Annotated in this window: 18 protein-coding genes and 1 pseudogene; 4 read left to right on the forward strand and 15 right to left on the reverse strand. The window is 37.0% G+C overall.

Annotation, left to right across the window (positions count from 1 at the left end; all coding sequences use genetic code 11):
- On the forward strand, nt 1-229 hold a 229-nt coding region (locus tag HMPREF2963_RS09440), incomplete at its 5' end, for a hypothetical protein (RefSeq protein ID WP_222609649.1).
- On the opposite strand, the gene HMPREF2963_RS06650 is transcribed toward HMPREF2963_RS09440, so the two are convergent.
- The 15 genes and pseudogenes from HMPREF2963_RS06650 to HMPREF2963_RS06720 all read right to left on the reverse strand — a co-directional run bounded on the left by HMPREF2963_RS06650 (nt 186) and on the right by HMPREF2963_RS06720 (nt 14,163).
- A complete protein-coding gene (locus tag HMPREF2963_RS06650) occupies nt 186-1,094 on the reverse strand; it encodes a magnesium transporter CorA family protein (protein WP_070669261.1) in 909 nt (302 codons plus the stop codon). The two genes, HMPREF2963_RS09440 and HMPREF2963_RS06650, sit on opposite strands and share 44 nt — an antisense overlap.
- A 179-nt stretch (nt 1,095-1,273) precedes the next feature.
- Entirely contained in the window at nt 1,274-2,818 is a 1,545-nt protein-coding gene (locus HMPREF2963_RS06655) for a peptide chain release factor 3 (protein ID WP_039677302.1), read from the reverse strand.
- Between the two features lie 191 nt (nt 2,819-3,009).
- Nucleotides 3,010-3,330 (reverse strand): hypothetical protein, encoded by a 321-nt coding sequence (locus tag HMPREF2963_RS06660; RefSeq protein WP_039677303.1) that lies wholly within the window; start codon nt 3,328-3,330, stop codon nt 3,010-3,012.
- Between the two features lie 11 nt (nt 3,331-3,341).
- Nucleotides 3,342-3,749, reverse strand: coding sequence for a helix-turn-helix transcriptional regulator (locus tag HMPREF2963_RS06665; RefSeq protein WP_003072025.1), 408 nt, complete (start codon nt 3,747-3,749; stop codon nt 3,342-3,344).
- Between the two features lie 135 nt (nt 3,750-3,884).
- A pseudogene (locus tag HMPREF2963_RS06670) lies at nt 3,885-4,570 on the reverse strand (YwaF family protein).
- A gap of 6 nt (nt 4,571-4,576) precedes the next feature.
- Nucleotides 4,577-5,281, reverse strand: a complete 705-nt coding sequence (locus HMPREF2963_RS06675) for a YwaF family protein (protein ID WP_070669262.1) — start codon at nt 5,279-5,281, stop codon at nt 4,577-4,579.
- Between the two features lie 6 nt (nt 5,282-5,287).
- A complete protein-coding gene (locus HMPREF2963_RS06680) occupies nt 5,288-5,836 on the reverse strand; it encodes a DUF1697 domain-containing protein (RefSeq protein WP_080749295.1) in 549 nt (182 codons plus the stop codon).
- Nucleotides 5,826-7,196, reverse strand: coding sequence for a UDP-N-acetylmuramoyl-tripeptide--D-alanyl-D-alanine ligase (gene murF / locus HMPREF2963_RS06685; protein ID WP_070669263.1), 1,371 nt, complete (start codon nt 7,194-7,196; stop codon nt 5,826-5,828). The genes HMPREF2963_RS06680 and murF overlap by 11 nt, the downstream gene beginning before the upstream one ends.
- 262 nt (nt 7,197-7,458) lie before the next feature.
- On the reverse strand, nt 7,459-8,505 hold the full coding sequence (locus HMPREF2963_RS06690) for a D-alanine--D-alanine ligase (protein WP_037598724.1): 1,047 nt from the start codon (nt 8,503-8,505) through the stop codon (nt 7,459-7,461).
- A gap of 130 nt (nt 8,506-8,635) precedes the next feature.
- The gene (gene recR, locus HMPREF2963_RS06695) at nt 8,636-9,232 is read right to left on the reverse strand and encodes a recombination mediator RecR (protein ID WP_039677306.1); all 597 of its coding nucleotides are present in this window, start codon (nt 9,230-9,232) and stop codon (nt 8,636-8,638) included.
- Between the two features lie 10 nt (nt 9,233-9,242).
- Entirely contained in the window at nt 9,243-11,309 is a 2,067-nt protein-coding gene (gene pbp2b, locus HMPREF2963_RS06700) for a penicillin-binding protein PBP2B (RefSeq protein WP_186821959.1), read from the reverse strand.
- Between the two features lie 156 nt (nt 11,310-11,465).
- Nucleotides 11,466-12,158, reverse strand: coding sequence for a phosphoglycerate mutase (locus HMPREF2963_RS06705; RefSeq protein WP_003036126.1), 693 nt, complete (start codon nt 12,156-12,158; stop codon nt 11,466-11,468).
- A gap of 137 nt (nt 12,159-12,295) precedes the next feature.
- Nucleotides 12,296-12,757, reverse strand: a complete 462-nt coding sequence (locus HMPREF2963_RS06710; RefSeq protein ID WP_003035860.1) for a Fur family transcriptional regulator — start codon at nt 12,755-12,757, stop codon at nt 12,296-12,298.
- A gap of 168 nt (nt 12,758-12,925) precedes the next feature.
- Nucleotides 12,926-13,201, reverse strand: coding sequence for an HU family DNA-binding protein (locus HMPREF2963_RS06715; protein ID WP_003036014.1), 276 nt, complete (start codon nt 13,199-13,201; stop codon nt 12,926-12,928).
- Nucleotides 13,202-13,329: 128 nt separating this feature from the next.
- Nucleotides 13,330-14,163 carry a DegV family protein gene (locus tag HMPREF2963_RS06720; protein ID WP_070669265.1) on the reverse strand — a complete coding sequence of 278 codons (834 nt, stop codon included), beginning with the start codon at nt 14,161-14,163 and terminating at the stop codon, nt 13,330-13,332.
- 235 nt (nt 14,164-14,398) lie between these two features.
- Here HMPREF2963_RS06720 and HMPREF2963_RS06725 point away from each other — a divergent pair, with 235 nt between their 5' ends.
- From HMPREF2963_RS06725 to HMPREF2963_RS06735, 3 genes are read left to right on the forward strand one after another with little or no spacing between them, the layout of a single operon-like run.
- Entirely contained in the window at nt 14,399-15,352 is a 954-nt protein-coding gene (locus HMPREF2963_RS06725) for an ABC transporter permease (RefSeq protein ID WP_006269745.1), read from the forward strand.
- On the forward strand, nt 15,345-16,307 hold the full coding sequence (locus tag HMPREF2963_RS06730) for an iron chelate uptake ABC transporter family permease subunit (protein WP_070669266.1): 963 nt from the start codon (nt 15,345-15,347) through the stop codon (nt 16,305-16,307). The genes HMPREF2963_RS06725 and HMPREF2963_RS06730 overlap by 8 nt, the downstream gene beginning before the upstream one ends.
- On the forward strand, nt 16,308-17,060 hold the full coding sequence (locus tag HMPREF2963_RS06735) for an iron ABC transporter ATP-binding protein (protein WP_070669267.1): 753 nt from the start codon (nt 16,308-16,310) through the stop codon (nt 17,058-17,060). It abuts the gene before it with no gap.
- Nucleotides 17,061-17,075 lie beyond the last annotated feature (15 nt).

The raw sequence follows: 17,075 nt of genomic DNA on the forward strand, positions 1-17,075 counted from the left end.
AATGGGCTTTTTTGTGAAGCAAAATCAACTAGCAGCAGGGGTATATAGTATTTTAAAACAAGACTTCTGTAAATTTGACAACTATACTTTGTGCCTATGTAAACAATATATCATTTCTTTTAAAATTTATCGGGACAAAACTAGAAACGATTATGACTTTGCTTCACTTCCTCATCTAGACAATTTTATTGTTTATTTACAAATCGCTTTAGAAACTGAACAAGAATAATCCAGAGTATAAAACTAATAAGCACAATATAGAGCCAAGCATTCTTATCACTTGACCAAGGCAGTGGCACATTCATTCCAAAGAATCCTGTAATAACTGCCAATACTGCCAATAAGACTGAAATAATAGTTAATAGAGCTAAATTGTCGTTTAGATTGTTGTTCAAAATATTGTTGTACGAGCCTGACAATTGATTGAGAACTTGAGCAATCAAATCTGTCATAGCGACGAGTTGACGAGCTTCAATCATGACATCATCAAACTGCTCTTTTTCAATCTCATCTAAATGGCGATAAATGGCATGGCCTTTAATATGCTCCAAAAGCATGCGGTTCTGCTTGGTAGCAGCAACCAGATAGACCATAGAGGTTTCTAAATCCGCTAAAGCAAAGAGATTTTTTTTAGTGGTTGTTTGGTGCAAAAGATGATTGATGTTATCTTTTGTTTCGTTCATTTGTTCAATCACAGGATAATAAGAATTACACACTAATTCTAAACTAGCAAATAGAAATTTGTAAACTGTAACTGGTTCATGGTGTTCAACATAATTTTTCATCATATCTACAACATAAGTATTTTCCTTATTGCTAATGGTAATGAGCCGATCCTGCTGTACCACAAAGGTCATAGGGACTGTTTCATAGTAATTTTTAGCTCTTTTTAAATTGAGTACATTGAAAATAAAAACAACTGTTCCTGTCTCACGATTGTAGTCCATGTGGGCGCGTTCATTTTTATCCAGTGCATACTCAATTGTTTCTTCATCAATATCGTATTTTGTATAAGAACCTGGGTGTTGACTCAAAATATCTGCATCCAAATTTATCCAGGCCATTCCACTCTGTAATTTCTTTTCGATAAACACTACTTTCCCCTTTCACTATCAATGGAAAAGGACTGAGAGAAGAAAGCTCAATCCTTAGGAAAATTTAATATATACAATTCAGTAAATCTTTATATCCTGTAGCAACTAATTTAGCGAGCCGATTTTATTATAACTATGATGCTGCTATACACGGTCTGTAATCAGATAGTTTTGGTACGTCACATCTTCTCTTCTAACTTGACATCCGGATACTTGTCTGCGAACCAGCGAAGAGCAAAGTCATTTTCAAAAAGGAAGACAGGCTGATCAAAGCGATCTTTAGCTAAGATATTGCGACTTGAGGACATACGCTCATCCAGGTCATCTGGTGAAATCCACCGAACTGTCTTTTTACCCATTGGGCTCATAACCACTTCAGCATTGTATTCATTTTCCATGCGATGCTTGAAGACCTCAAACTGGAGCTGACCGACAGCTCCTAGCATATACTCGCCAGTTTGGTAATTGGTATAAAGCTGAATGGCCCCCTCTTGTACCAGTTGTTCAATCCCCTTATGGAAGGATTTTTGCTTCATGACATTCTTGGCTGCAACCTTCATAAAAATCTCTGGTGTAAAGGTTGGCAAAGGTTCAAATTCAAACTTGTTCTTGCCCACAGTCAGGGTATCACCAACCTGATAAGTCCCGGTATCGTAAACTCCGATGATATCACCTGCCACAGCATTGGTGACATTTTCCCGGCTTTCGGCCATAAACTGGGTGACATTAGACAGCTTAGCGGACTTTCCGGTACGAGGCAGGTTGACACTCATACCGCGCTCAAACTCACCAGAAACGATACGGACAAAGGCAATCCGATCGCGGTGGCGCGGATCCATATTGGCCTGAATTTTAAATACAAAACCTGAAAAGTCTGGGCTGAGCGGCTCGACTACCTCACCGTCTGTCTTCTTATGACCATGTGGTTCCGGAGCAAACTTAAGGAAAGTTTCTAAAAAAGTCTGCACGCCAAAGTTGGTCAAGGCTGAACCGAAGAAAACCGGGGTCAATTTACCAGCCAAAATCGCTTCTTCTGAAAATTCATTTCCAGCTTCTTGTAAGAGTTCGATATCCTCCTTGACCTGATCATAGAAAGGATTGGAAGCAAAAAGTTTATCCCCATCTTCCAAAGAAGCAAAACGCTCATCGCCTTTGTACAGTTCTAGACGTTCATTATAGAGATCATAGAGACCCTCAAAACTTTTTCCCATACCGATTGGCCAGTTCATTGGGTAGCTAGCAATGCCTAGAATTTCTTCCAGTTCTTCCAGTAAATCTAAAGGTTCGCGGCCATCTCGATCCAGCTTGTTCATAAAGGTGAAGACTGGGATATTGCGATGTTTGACAACCTCAAAGAGCTTCTTGGTCTGTGCCTCAATACCTTTAGCTGAGTCAATGACCATGACCGCTGCATCCACCGCCATCAAGGTTCGATAAGTATCTTCTGAGAAATCCTCATGCCCCGGCGTATCCAGAATATTGACCCGTTTGCCATCGTAGTCAAACTGCATAACAGAGGACGTCACAGAAATTCCCCTCTGCTTCTCAATATCCATCCAGTCGGACTTGGCAAAGTTTCCGGTCTTTTTCCCCTTGACTGTCCCAGCCTCACGAATCTCGCCCCCAAAGTAGAGCAACTGCTCAGTAATAGTCGTCTTCCCCGCATCCGGGTGGGAGATAATAGCAAAAGTCCGTCGCTTCTTAATTTCTTCTTGTAAAGTCATCTTTTTCTCTTTCTTTCATTTTAGAATAATCATGAATGTTAGCATCTACTTTTTATTTTTACATCGGAATCCCTGATCCTTTTAACTTATCTATTATAGCGGATTTAGCGCTTTTTTTCAATAATCTAGAGAAGATAAAAATCGCCCTCTCGGGCGATTAATTTTATTTTTTTCGATAGTCGAGACTTCTATTAAAATCTCACAAGCACACTAGCAAAGAGAAAAATCGCTAAGATAACCATTAACACCAGTAAATAGATTAACCGTTGTTTCCTCGTTTGAAGTTCTTCTGTTTCTTCTTCTGTCATGGAAAAAACGGCCTTGTTCCGTTTTAATAGGTACAAAATCAATCCTTCTCCTCGTTGACCGCCAGTCGTTAAGAAAGCCCAAAATTTGGGGTGTTTCATCCCGCGAACCGCAGCATCTAATTCAACCAATTTAAATAATTGATAAACAAACAGTCCATTTGTTACGATAAGCAAACCAATCAAGGTCAACAGATACCAAGTCATGATAAAACCTCCTATATTTTGCGAATAATCTGCACCAAGATATACCCACTTGTCCCAGTTACCAGCGCCACCGCTAACAAGGTCAACAGATAACTCTTAGAGATTGGAGTGACAAAAATAAAGAAAAGGAATAATAAACAAATATTACATATAAAGGCTAGTAAAATCTTTCGATTGCTCTTAACAGTATTAGTGGAATCTTCTAAGTGCTGAATCATATGCTCATCTCCTTTCAACAATTCATCCAAACTAACCTGATACAAATCACTTAATTGTAAAACATATAAAATATCCGGATAAAATTTTTCTGTTTCCCAATTTGAGATAGTTTGTCTAGATACATTTAATTCTTCTGCGACACTTTCTTGTGTTAGGCCACATATTTGCCGCGCTTCTTTTAATTTTTTACCAATTTCCATTATCTCTCTCCTATCTTTCTACTTTTATTTTACTATTTTCTTTCATAAAATCTAGCAAAATTTTTTTACATTGCACAAAATAGTGGAAAAAATCCTGCCAAGTAAATTTGACAGGAAAATAAATATTGAGATGTATCAGTTTGAAATTATTTTTGATTTCTTTTTCCATCGCCTTTTAAATATTTCATCAAGAAGAATTAAGGTGACAGACAGTATGGTTGAAACAACCAAATAATTAAACAAAATATTCTCCCCTTTAATAAAAGGTGGGTGTGTCATAAGACCATAGTTGCCACCTGTCAAATGATTAACCCCTACTAAAAATAAATCTAATGCAAAAGTATAAAAAAGAATCTGATATTTTTTTAGTGCTTTCTTATCATACGAATTCATCAGATACACAAGGGAATTACCCAGCAAGGCATAATGAGCAATCAAGAAAGAAAAGCTCGTAATATGCGGAAGAAAATCATAAGGGTTAAAGACCGGATAGCCCAAAGCAAATACCGTACCGCTTACTCCCATTAAAGCAAAATACTGTTTGATTCGCCAGTTGTCTGGTAAAAAAACAACAGCAAGCATGGCTAAACGACAATGATAAAGGGGTAAACTATTGGCTAGTGGTAATCGAAAGCCAATATACCATGTATAAAGAACAACTAACTGTATAATTTATCCATTTAAACGTTTCTACAATATATGGATTATCATGATTTTTTACAGCAGTATAAATAGACAAAGATAAATGCAATCATCAAACCATGCCAAAACATCGGTATCAGGGACGGTTCTGTTTTGTGAGTCGTTAAAAAACTATTCACTATAACTTAATTTTCCTGTCTGACTGTTTCTTCTTGTTCTTGCTTAAGCTGTATTTGTTTAAAGACCAGAGAAATCATCCAAATAGCTAAAATCAGAGGCAATGACACCAACAGATAATTGCTAATTATCCCATGATCACCTACTAAAGGCGGCTCCTTCAAAAAACCATAATTTCCACCACTCACAAAATTTACAAATAATAACAAGAGATTCATAGCAAAACTAATCTCTACAATTCGCCGTAAGTCCAATTGCTTACTATCATAATGATTCATCAAATACGTGAGAGAATTCCCCAAAAGAGCATAGTGACCAATCAGATAGGATACTAAGGTAATATGAGGAAAAGCAAATGGATCAAACAAAGGATAAATCAAGGCACAAATAGGCCCAAATACTCCTAAAAGAGCAAAATATTGTTTATAAACTGAGGAATCAGGCAGAAACAAAATAGCAAACATCGCCAATCTACAATGATAAAAAGGAAGTGCCTCAGATAGTGGTGACAAAGTGGCGACATACCAGCTATAAAGCATTAGAATTTGGAATCCTTGTACAAATTTTAAAATAATTTGATAACGCTTATTTTGATGATATTTTACAGCACTGTACATGATGTAAATGATTCCCAAAAACATCATTCCATACCAAAACGGGGTTAATTGTGGTGCCTCTGTTTTATGACTTGTAAAAAATTCTTGTAAATTCATCTCTTACTAATCCATCCTATTGATTAATTTTTTTATTATAGTTAGTTTTCTCGTTGTGGCAACAGTCCCTAGTTTCTTTTCGAGAAAATTATTATTTAACTTCTTTATTCTAGCATCTCTTGGTAGATACATATAAAGGCAAGTTTCTCCAACTGCAAATATTTCATCTGTAAAGTTCATTTCTCTCACTTCTGTCAATCGCTCTGTCGAAATATGACTGTTTGTAAAAACCAGATGAATCCGTGATGAATCCAATTCCTCAGGGAAAGGATTTTGCAAGATAGCTTTTTCTAAATCCGATTTTTCTTTTACAATAATGGCTAAATTTGCGCCGATTTTCTCTAAAATCAATTGATGAATATGTCGAGCTAATTCTTTAGCAGATATACTCGTTTCACAAATCACATTACCTGATTGAATATAGCTTGAAACATTATCTAAACCAGATGTTTCCAACAATTGAACTAAGTCACTCATCTTAGGAATTCGATTTGGTCCCATAGGCATCACACCGCGAAGAAGAGCAAGATACTGCACCTGATGCTTACACCTCATTCTCCAATTCCTCTACTAGGTTAGCTAAATTCATAGAGTTACTTCCTTTTATCAACACTTGATCTGCTGGTTGGAGCACTTTTTTAATCGCTTTTACTAAGGCTGGAAACTGGTCTTTTTCAGCATTTTTTACAAAATAATGAACTTTCTCTGGTGGGAAAATTTCCTGAGCATAGGCAAAAAGCGCAGCCATATCCTCTCCGTAGAGAAATATTTCTGAGAGAATTTCCGGATTTAGACTAGTTATCATAGCACCATGCATTTGTTTAGACTCAGCCCCCAGCTCCTTCATATCAGCCAAAACAACCACTTTCTGACCATTTTCATTACAAGGAATCGTTGAAAAAGTCTCCAAAATCAGACGCATAGCTGTTGGATTCGCATTATAAACATCTGAGAGGATATCAGCTCCATTTTTAGCTTTTTTCCATTCAGTGCGATTTCGCGTTAATTCAAGGGTCAAAAAAGCTTTTTGAATGACCTCTTCTGTCACCCCTTCTTTTAAGGCTACATAAGCGGCAATCATGGCATTAGTCGCATTGTATTTTCCAGTTACTGGAAGGTCAATAGTACTAGTTAAAAAGTTGGTCTCAAAGGTCAAGCTATCTTTTCGTTCTTCTAATTTTGTTAGACAAATATCTTCGTCTGGACCAAAACGAACAACGTTCTGCTGACTTGGTAAAAAGTCATTGATAATTTTGTCCGCTGGGACAACTAAAAGAGCCCCATTTTTCATACCGTCAGCGATTTGTAGCTTTCCTTTTGCAATTTCATGACGGCTTTTAAAAAATTCTAGATGTGCTTCGCCAATTAAAGTCACTATGCCTACTTTTGGCTGAGCGATAGTAGATAAAAGATGAATATCTCCCATGTGATCTTGACCCATTTCCAGAACCAACTTTTCAGTATCATCTGGCATATGCAAGATCGTATAAGGAAGACCAATTTCATTATTGTAGTTTCCTTGCGTTTTGTAAGTCTTATAAGCCACTGACAAGAGGTGAGCCAGCATGTCTTTGGTCGTCGTCTTACCATTAGAACCTGTGACTGCAAAAACATCTACCTTCATCTTTTCCAGATAATACCGTGCCAAATGCTGCAGTGCTGCTAATACATCATCTACTAAAATATAAGGATAGTCTTCCAATTCTTTTTCTGACAAGGTTGCCACAGCTCCATTTTCAAACGCTGTCGCAATAAAGTCATGCCCATCACGCGCGCCCTTAAGAGGCAGAAACAAATCTCCCTCTCCAATCAATCGGCTGTCAAATTCTGCCTTTCTAAATGTACAATCTGGAAATAGATGAACATCATTTTTAGCTTTCAAAACAGAAGCCACTTCATAGAACGTTAATTGCATTTTTATCCCCTACTTATCTTAAATATCTCTAACTCTCTCATTATACCACAGAAAAACCGACTTTTACAGATTCACTAAAAGATATAGCAAAATAACAGAAAAAAATGAAAAGACAGGAGCAATGTTATTCCTGTCTTGTTTTATGACTGCAAAAAGCTCTTATATTGATGCTATGGCTAATTGCTCAAAGCAAAGCTTTAAGATTCAGACAAAGCTTACGACTTATTCGCTTTTCAAACTTGGAAGAGTACCTGCTCTTATCTCATAGTAAATGCTTTTCACGTTTTGTAAACATTTCTTGAGCTAACCGAACCAATTTTTCAATCAAATCCGTATAAGAAATGCCCATATTTTCCCAAAGCAGGGGATACATAGACCACTGTGTGAATCCAGGCATCGTGTTTAACTCATTGAGGAAAATCTCACCTTTATCAGTGTAAAAGAAATCACAGCGAGCTAAACCAACGCCGCCAATCGCTCGAAAGGCTTTTTCGGCATGTTGACGCATGGTAGAAATCACATCATCTGACAATTTTGCAGGAATAGACATAGTGATTTTGTTGTCAATGTATTTAGCTTCGTAATCATAAAAAGCAACATCTTTCACTACCTCACCTGGTAAGCTGCTTTGGGCTTCTTCGTTCCCAAGTAAACCAACTTCAATTTCACGCGCATTGACACCTTGCTCAATCAAGACACGACTATCGTATTTGAAAGCTAACTTAAGAGCAGAACGCAGTTCATCTTGGTTTTCAGACTTGGAAATACCGACGCTAGAGCCCATATTGGATGGTTTTGTAAAGACTGGATAAGTTAGATTTGCCTCTACTTCTGCAATCTTTTCTTCTATATTTTCGTCTTCAATCACAGCTACATATGGTACTTGTGGAATGCCAGCAGAAGCCAACACTCGTTTTGTTGTGATTTTGTCCATGGCAACACTAGAAGAAAGGATATTACAACCCACATAAGGCATTTTCAACACTTCAAGAAATCCTTGGATAGACCCGTCTTCTCCCATTGGACCATGAAGAACGGGGAACACAGTAGCACCTTCTTCGTAAATATCACTCGGCTTCATTTTTTGACTCTCAATGACGGTATCATTTGTCATCAATTTTTCATCATCAGCAGGTTTGCTTGAAAATTCTTGCGTCTTGATAAAATCACCTGCTTGTGTGATGAAATAAGTCTTGACAAAAAATTTGTCATAATTAATCGCACGCATGACACTCTCTGCTGATAAGACAGAAACTTTTCTTTCCGCACTGCGTCCGCCGTAAAGAAGAATGATTTGTTGTTTTGACATTTTCATACCTAACCTTCTCATCTTAAAAGAAATCTACAAATTTAATCGCCTTTTAGTATACCATATTTTAGCTTGTTTTTGAACAGAAACAGAGCTTTCATTTTCTTTTAAACAAAGCTCTATCACCCTTTTACAACTCCGTACGATTCTCAATAGCTCGAAGCAAAGTCACTTCATCTGCATATTCAATATCAGATCCAACTGCTAATCCACGGGCTAGTCGCGTCACTTTGATACCAGCTGGCTTTAACACCCGCGAGATATACATGGAAGTTGCTTCTCCATCTGCTGTAGCATTGGTCGCTACAATCACTTCAGCCACCTCACTATCCATTAACCGTGTAATCAAACTTTTCAGATTGATGTCATCAGGTCCGACACCATTCATAGGAGAAATCAATCCTTGCAAAACATGGTATAAACCATGGTATTCTTGGATATTTTCCATAGCAGAGACATCTCGGCTATCTTCTACAACCAAAATAGTAGATTGATCACGGGTCTCATCGGTACAGATAGCACAAGGATCATCATCCGTTAAATTGCCACAAATAGAGCAATAGGCTAGCTCACGTTTGGCTGCAAGTAAATTTTTAGCAAATTCATTGACATCATCATCACTCATGCCAATCGTATAAAAAGCCAAGCGTGTTGCTGTTTTTATGCCAATTCCTGGTAATTTTGAAAAACTTTCAATTAATTTCGCAATCGGTGTTGGATAAAGCATAATTCCCTCTCTAATTCATCGGATGCTGTTGATGATATAAATTAATAATATCACGTGTAATGCTATGGCTAACGGTTGAAGATAAGTCTGTATTATGTGGAAAAACAACTGCAACTGCAATTTGCGGATTGTTACTTGGTGCATAAGCAACAACGTTTGTATTGATGGCTTCCTGTTTTCCATTATTGACAAACGTTTCAGCTGTCCCTGTTTTCGCACTGATTGGCACTGCTTCACCTTGAGATAAAGTACGCCCTGTTGTAAAGCCGCTTGTTCCATGTACTACTTGGTAAAAACCTTGACGAATCAAATCCATGTTGTCTTTTGAAATGTCCACTTTATTTAACTCTTTGGTAGCTTTTCCTTCAATTAATTTTCCAAGACCACCTTTTTCATTATTGTCATAAATTCCTTCCACTAAGTGTGGTGCGATACGAGTACCACCATTAGCTACCGTTGCAGCATACTGAGCTAATTGCATCGGTGTATAGTTATCAAACTGGCCAAAAGCATTGGTTAAATAGTTTGCAAACGTATATTTTTTAGGAGTATAGCCTTCGGACTCACTTGGTAAATCAATTCCTGTAGATGCTCCTAATCCATATTGCGCAAAAGTTTTACGCAATTTGTCCATAGAGGAATTCAAATTTTTCAAATCAATCGTCATATTAGGCGAATAAGGGGTTCCCATCATATTCAACGCTAGTTGGACCATGTAAGTATTGGATGAATATTCTAATGCCTCTAGAGCTGTAATTTGACGAGGGCCATACTGAGTAAACCAAGAAGTGATTGCAGAGGAACCTCCAAAAGAAATCGGTTGATCTGTCAGAACTTGATTTCCTGTGATAGCTCCACTTCCCCAACCCGCTGTTAAAGTCGCACCCTTAACAACCGAACCAGGCACAAAGTTATTCATAATGGTACCAAGTGAATCGGCTGTCAATTCTCCAGTATCGATATTATGTTTCAAACCTGCCATTGCTAGAATAGCACCCGTTTTGGGATTCATAGCAACAGCATAAACACCCTCAGAATATGTCGCATGACCGTTCGCTAATTCTGCACTGAAATACCTTCTCAAAATATCTTCCACACCATTTTGGAAAGTCAAATCCATCGTTAATTTCAGATTATTTCCCTTACTACCATTGGAAATATTTTTCACGCTCTCCATATTTCCATTTTTGTCAAGATTGATTTCTTTGATTGCGCGTTTCCCTTGAAGTGTAGACTCATATTGTTTTTCCAAATAACTCGTCCCAACACGATCATTAAGAGAATAGCCTTTTTTCAAATAAGCATTCACTTCTTCTGCGGGTAGCCCTGCCTTTTCACTTGAAACGCTTCCGATGATAGAAGCCAAAGAAGTATCCAACACTTTCCTGTCCCAGCTGGTGGTAATACTGATACCAGACAGTTCTTTCGAGCTAGAGGCGATTGTCGCAATTTGGTCAGGAGACAAATCGTCTGTTCGGATATTTCCCGTCTCAAAATTTGCAATAGCATTCATTTGACTAAACAAATAAATAACTTTTTTATCTTCATTTGAGTAGTTTAATTTGACCACATCAACACTTTTAACGGCATTACTATAAATCTTCGACTCTGTCAAACGATTTCCATCTGCACTATACTTTTTATTTTTAGGCAGTTGATTGACGACCTTCTTATAAACCTCGCTATCTGCCAAATAATAATCGACCTGTTGTCGCTCAGTAACGTCTGCATTGGAAATGGAAACTAACGGCAGTAATTTTTGAGCAATTTCTTTAATCGTTTCAGCTCTCATTTTATTGCTACGCGTAAAGGAAACGACTTGCTTGGTTGTATTTTCCACCAAAGGTTTTCCACTTGCATCATAAATTTGCCCACGAACAGAGCTAGTTGTTACTTTGGTTTTGCTGGCAGTCGCCAATTTTTTTGTATAAAATTCCCTATGCACAACTTGCATATAGCCCAAACGAACAATCAAACTCATAAACAATAAAATCACAATCCCAAATAACAAATTGAGCCGTCTAGGAATGGAATGACTATCAAATTTTCTTTTTTTCTTAAACATGTTTTCTCTCATTCTAGTCAAAATGCTACCTTTTATTGTACCACAAATCCAAGAAAATGAAGTCAAGTAAAATGGAAACACTGATAAAAAACACAGCTAAACCAATTAGAATTTTGCACAATATCAAAAAGCTCTGTTTACGCAGAGCTTCTTAATATTTTATTGGGCTTATTTTCCAAGATAGTATTCTTTTACAAGATTCAATTTATCATCAAATTCAAATACAAGCGGTGGGAAATTAGGAATTTCCACATTCATGATTTCATCATCTGATAATTGTTTGATGTGTTTTACAAGAGCGCGGATTGAGTTACCATGCGCACCTACAAACACATTTTTACCATCTTTCAAAGCTGGAGCAATTTTATCTTCCCAGAATGGAAGAGCACGTTCCAAAGTAACTTTCAAGTTTTCCGCATCTGGAATCACTGAATCATCAAGGTTTGCATAGCGACGGTCAGTATGTGCTGAATATTGATCATCTTTTGCCATAGCTGGTGGCAATACATCATAAGAACGACGCCAAATATGAACTTGTTCGTCACCCCATTTTTCAGCTGCTTCAGCTTTATTTTGACCTGTCAAACCGCCATAATGACGTTCATTCAAGCGCCATGATTTTTCAACTGGCACCCAAAGTTGACCTGCCGCTTCAAGAGCAAGATTTGTTGTTTTGATAGCACGTGTCAAAACAGATGTGTAAGCTTGGTCAAACTCAATACCAGCTTCTTTAATCAATTTACCAGCATCAATCGCTTGTTGCGTCCCTTTTTCAGACAAATCAACATCAGCCCAACCAGTAAAGAGGTTAGCTTTATTCCATTCAGACTCACCATGGCGAGCAAAAACTAATTTTACCATTAGATATCTCCTTTGATTTTTGAAAACTGTCTTACAGTCATTTTATATTTTACAAAATTTTTCATAAAAAATCTAGTAGCAATAGGAGAATATTTGATTTTTACTGTTTTCTTTATTCAAACAGTGTATCTATTTACTCAGCTATCTCCTAAACAATCAGCACAAATTCCATATATCAGCACTTTGGTTTTTGTGATCTTATAACCTGTCTGCTTTTCAGCTTCACGTCTCAGATCAGGTAGATCCACATCTTCAAAGTCTGCAATTCGTCCACATTTTTCGCAGACAATATTCAGATGTTCATGCCCCATAAAATCAAAATAGGTCGTATTGTCATTCTTTATCTTGATTTCTTCCACAAAACCCTCTTCAATCAATACTTTCAGATTATTATAGACCGTTGCTAGGCTCATGTTAGGAAACTCAGGCCTCAAATCTTGATAAATCTTTTCTGCACTAGGATGCGCATGCGTCCAAATCATATAGGCAATAACCGCCTTTCGAGTCTCTGTAATACGCACACCTTTCACTTTTAACCGTTGAATAACATTTTCATAATCACTTTGATCTTTAATTTCTAAATAAGGATGTAAATTCATGCCTACCTACTCATAATTGTTTTTTCTTATTATATCATGAAATTAAGAGAATACGTATTTAGAATGATTGTAAATAAATGCAAATGATCAGCTTTTGTCTTTCAAAACATAAGAAAAACCTATTGCACAACGCCGAAACGTTGATACAATAGGCTTTTTATCGTTGAATTATTTAACAGCGTCTTTAAGAGCTTTACCTGCTTTGAATGCTGGCACTTTAGAAGCTGCGATTGTGATTTCTTTACCAGTTTGTGGGTTACGACCTTTACGAGCTGCACGTTCACGAACTTCAAAGTTACCAAAACCGATCAATTGAACTTTTTCACCAGCTGAAAGGAATTCAGTTACTGCTGCAAATACCGCATCAACTGCTGCTGCTGAATCTTTCTTAGTCAATTCTGTAGCTTCTGCTACTTTTGCAATCAAATCTTGTTTGTTAGCCATTTAACAAATCCTCCAAAATATTTTATGAATTAGTAGTCACTAACTCTAACAAGTATTATCATATCTAAAAAATGTTATTAGGTCAAGCACAAAACGAACTTTTTTCAATTTTTCCAAAAATATCAAACTTATTCATAGCGAACGAGGATTGCCCACGCATTTTCACCTGTATGTGTTTGAATAATAGAACCAGTCTCCAAAACAGAAATCGTTTTTTCCACACACGGTTGCAAAATCTGTTTCATTTCGTTCGCCAATTCGGAAGTTCCTGCATACGAAATTCCAATCTCTGCTACTTTTTTATCCTTCAGACTTACAGCCAAATCATTGACCCATTTTTTAAAAGTTTTTACGCCCCGCCCCTTTACAATTGGTTGTAGTTCATGCTGTTTCATCTGCATCACCACTCGAATATTCAGAAGCGAGCTGAGAAGTCCTGTTACACGACCAATGCGACCTCCTTTTACAAGATTTTCAAGAGTTGATACACCGATATAAAGTTCCGTTTTTTCACGCACTTCTTCAATTTTTGCCAAAATATCTTCTAAATCAGCACCTGCCTTGGCTAATTTGGCAGCTTCTACCACTTGAAACTTCAAAGCTTGATCTGTAAAAGAGCTATCAATGACTGTGACATCGACGTTTGATAAAGTGGCACCTTGACGGGCGGCTTCAACTGTTCCAGATAAAGCATGGGACATATGAATTGAAATGATTTTATCAGCATGTTCACCCAATCGTTCAAAAACCTCTGCAAAGACGCCGACGGGCGGTTGACTTGTTTTAGGAAGATTTTTACTGGACTGCATCAAGCGAAGAAATTCTCCTTCTTTCAGATCAGCATCGGAATAAACAACACCATCTACCATTACAGACAAAGGGACGATTGTAATCTCTAAATCCTCTACAATTTGCGGTTCAATCGTAATAGATGAATCCGTTACAATTTTGATTTTTGTCATGTTTTTCCTACTTTATAAATTTTATCTATTTAATTTATTATATCAAAAAAATAACTTTTTGTGGAATAATTTTTCTGAATAAAATATGTAAAAGATGTGTATAGCTCTTTATTGTTCTCAATAGACAGAATTATTAAATTTTCAGAAAATAATTGACACTCTAATGTTTTTTTGTTAGCCTATTCTTGTATCTTAATTTAAAGTAAATTTTAGAGAAAGAAGGAATAGTTGATAAATGAAACAGACAAAATTTTTAGGAATTCTTTGTCTTATACTGGCTTTCATTTCAATTATGGTTGGTGCTAGCAGTTTTTCTTGGCATAAACTACTCAGTGGTGAGACGAACACTTGGCTATTATTTTTAGAGTCGCGCTTACCAAGGACTATTAGTATCATTTTAGCAGGATCTAGCATGAGTATTGCGGGACTTCTGATGCAAACTGTTACACAGAATCATTTTGCGGCGCCTAGTACAATTGGAACAGTAAATGCTGCAAAGTTCGGTATGCTTCTCAGCCTCTTCTTCTTTCCAACGGCGAATTTGGCTCAAAAAATGCTCTTCGCCTTTGTCTCTTCTATTTTTTTTACGATTATTTTTATTAGATTTATCAGAAAATTATCATTTAAGGAAAAATGGTTACTGCCACTTGTCGGAATTATTTATAGTGGTGTCATTAGTGCAGCTGCTGAAATTCTTGCCTATCGTTTTGATCTAGTGCAAAGTATGACATCGTGGACGCAAGGATCTTTTGCAATGATTCAGACACATCAATATGAGTGGCTTTTTTTGAGTTTTGTTATTCTGATTGCTGTCTGGCGGTTGTCTGCTACTTTTACAATTATGAATCTAGGAGAAGATGCTAGCCATAATCTAGGGATATCTTTTTATCAAATGGAAGGATTGAGCCTATTTCTCATTGCTCTCACAACCAGTGTGACAATGATTACAGTGGGCTCGCTTCCTTTCATAGGCGTGATTATACCAAATATTGTGCGAAAATTTTATGGAGATCATATCACGCGCATCAAAAGTATTACTGCCCTGACGGGAGCAGGCTTAATTTTAATCTGTGATATTATGTCACGTATGGTGATCCGTCCCTACGAAATCTCAGTTAGTTTGATTCTGGGAATTTTTGGAAGTTTAACATTCATTTATCTTTTATGGCGAGGTGCCACTCATGAATAAAATGAAAATCCAAACAAAAGGGCTCATCATCTTACTACTCTTTGTAGCTGTAGTAGCTATATTTTTCTACCTGATGCCAACAGAGTATCCTTTGACAGGCTTTATCATAAAACTGCGATCGCAAAAGTTATTGGCCTATCTAATCATTGCAGTTGCTGCTAGTTTTTCCACAATCAGTTTCCAAACGATAACTGAAAATCAATTTTTAACACCAAGTATCCTGGGGCTGGATGCTCTCTACGTGCTCATGCAGACTGTCTATCTATTTTTTGCCAATCAGTTTATTGGAAAGATATCAAATCCCTTGTTTGAGTTTATTATCATTTTGAGTATTCAATGTGGATTTTTCCTTTGTTTGCAGCCTATGATTAAAAAACTGTTACAACAAGGTTTTGTGTTCATCTTACTCATATGTATGGCATTAGGGACACTATTTAGAAGTACAAGTACCTTTCTGCAAGTGTTGATGGATCCTAACGAATACGATAAGCTTCAAACTAAACTATTTCCTTCATTTCAACGAATGAATATGGAAATTGTTCTGATTGCTACTGTCATCATCGGACTAGTTAGTCTATATGTATTGAAAAAGAATGCTGTGCTCAATGTCTTCCGTTTAGATAAAAAGACAGCTATGATTTTAGGTATAGAGGTAGAAAAAGAGCAAAAAAAACTGCTATGGGCTATTGTTTTACTGACTTCGTCAACGACTGCTTTAGCTGGACCCATGATGTTTTTTGGCTTTATGATGTCTAATCTAGCCTATCTACTCATCAAAGAATACCAACATAAATGGCTCTTTTTAGTGGCCAGTTTACTCGGCTTTATCTTTCTAATCAGCGGACAACTGCTGGTAGAGCGAATCTTTCAACTACAAATTAATGTCAGCATGGTCATCGAGTTAGTAGGAGGTTCTTTCTTCTTCTATCTCTTAGCAAAGGAGGCAAAACGTTAAATGCAATTAGAAAACATTAGCAAATCATTTGGGGAGCAGTTAGTCTTAGACGACATTCGTTTAAGAATTTCTCCCAGTAAATTCACCGCCTTTATCGGACCAAACGGTGCTGGGAAATCTACTCTTCTCTCTATCATGAGTCGCTTACTCAAAAAAGATCAGGGGTTTCTCAGTATCAAAGGAAAAGAAATTGAAGCTTGGAATTCTAGAGAATTAGCTAAAGAGCTAACGATTTTAAAGCAAAAAATCAACTATCAATCGAAATTAACCGTTGAAGAACTAGTTTCATTTGGGCGCTTTCCATATAGCCAAGATCACTTAACAAAAGATGATGTTCAACAAGTGGAGCAAGCCTTGATTTATCTGAATATCCTTGACTTGCGAAATCGCTTTATTGATACACTTTCAGGAGGGCAATTGCAACGTGTCTTTATTGCCATGGTTTTGGCACAGGATACAGATTTTATTCTTTTGGATGAGCCACTGAATAATCTGGATATTAAGCAAAGTATTGCCATGATGAAAATCTTGCGTTCACTTGTGGATGATCTGGGAAAAACGATTATTATTGTCATCCATGATATCAATATCGCTAGTCAATATGTGGATGAGATGGTCGCCTTTAAAGATGGGAAACTCTTTTGTCAAGGTACGACGGAACAAATCATGAAAAAAGAAACTTTAGATTCATTGTACGAAATGGACATAACCCTTGGTGAAATCAACGGGAAAAAAATCTGTGTATATCTATAATTTAAATTTGGAGGA

The organism is Streptococcus sp. HMSC067A03, assembly GCF_001814295.1.
GTDB classification, from domain to species: Bacteria; Bacillota; Bacilli; order Lactobacillales; family Streptococcaceae; genus Streptococcus; species Streptococcus constellatus.

Excerpts from the sequence above, each read along its gene's own strand:
- murF (WP_070669263.1), bottom strand. The coding sequence starts at position 7,196 with ATGCAATTAACGTTCTATGAAGTGGCTTCTGTTTTGAAAGCTAAAAAT.
- HMPREF2963_RS06725 (WP_006269745.1), top strand. The coding sequence starts at position 14,399 with ATGAAACAGACAAAATTTTTAGGAATTCTTTGTCTTATACTGGCTTTC.
- HMPREF2963_RS06710 (WP_003035860.1), bottom strand. The coding sequence starts at position 12,757 with ATGAATTTACATCCTTATTTAGAAATTAAAGATCAAAGTGATTATGAA.
- HMPREF2963_RS06715 (WP_003036014.1), bottom strand. The coding sequence starts at position 13,201 with ATGGCTAACAAACAAGATTTGATTGCAAAAGTAGCAGAAGCTACAGAA.
- HMPREF2963_RS06690 (WP_037598724.1), bottom strand. The coding sequence starts at position 8,505 with ATGTCAAAACAACAAATCATTCTTCTTTACGGCGGACGCAGTGCGGAA.
- HMPREF2963_RS06665 (WP_003072025.1), bottom strand. The coding sequence starts at position 3,749 with ATGGAAATTGGTAAAAAATTAAAAGAAGCGCGGCAAATATGTGGCCTA.
- HMPREF2963_RS06730 (WP_070669266.1), top strand. The coding sequence starts at position 15,345 with ATGAATAAAATGAAAATCCAAACAAAAGGGCTCATCATCTTACTACTC.
- HMPREF2963_RS06735 (WP_070669267.1), top strand. The coding sequence starts at position 16,308 with ATGCAATTAGAAAACATTAGCAAATCATTTGGGGAGCAGTTAGTCTTA.
- HMPREF2963_RS06720 (WP_070669265.1), bottom strand. The coding sequence starts at position 14,163 with ATGACAAAAATCAAAATTGTAACGGATTCATCTATTACGATTGAACCG.
- HMPREF2963_RS06660 (WP_039677303.1), bottom strand. The coding sequence starts at position 3,330 with ATGACTTGGTATCTGTTGACCTTGATTGGTTTGCTTATCGTAACAAAT.
- pbp2b (WP_186821959.1), bottom strand. The coding sequence starts at position 11,309 with ATGAGAGAAAACATGTTTAAGAAAAAAAGAAAATTTGATAGTCATTCC.
- HMPREF2963_RS06675 (WP_070669262.1), bottom strand. The coding sequence starts at position 5,281 with ATGAATTTACAAGAATTTTTTACAAGTCATAAAACAGAGGCACCACAA.
- HMPREF2963_RS06705 (WP_003036126.1), bottom strand. The coding sequence starts at position 12,158 with ATGGTAAAATTAGTTTTTGCTCGCCATGGTGAGTCTGAATGGAATAAA.
- HMPREF2963_RS06680 (WP_080749295.1), bottom strand. The coding sequence starts at position 5,836 with ATGAGGTGTAAGCATCAGGTGCAGTATCTTGCTCTTCTTCGCGGTGTG.
- recR (WP_039677306.1), bottom strand. The coding sequence starts at position 9,232 with ATGCTTTATCCAACACCGATTGCGAAATTAATTGAAAGTTTTTCAAAA.
- HMPREF2963_RS06655 (WP_039677302.1), bottom strand. The coding sequence starts at position 2,818 with ATGACTTTACAAGAAGAAATTAAGAAGCGACGGACTTTTGCTATTATC.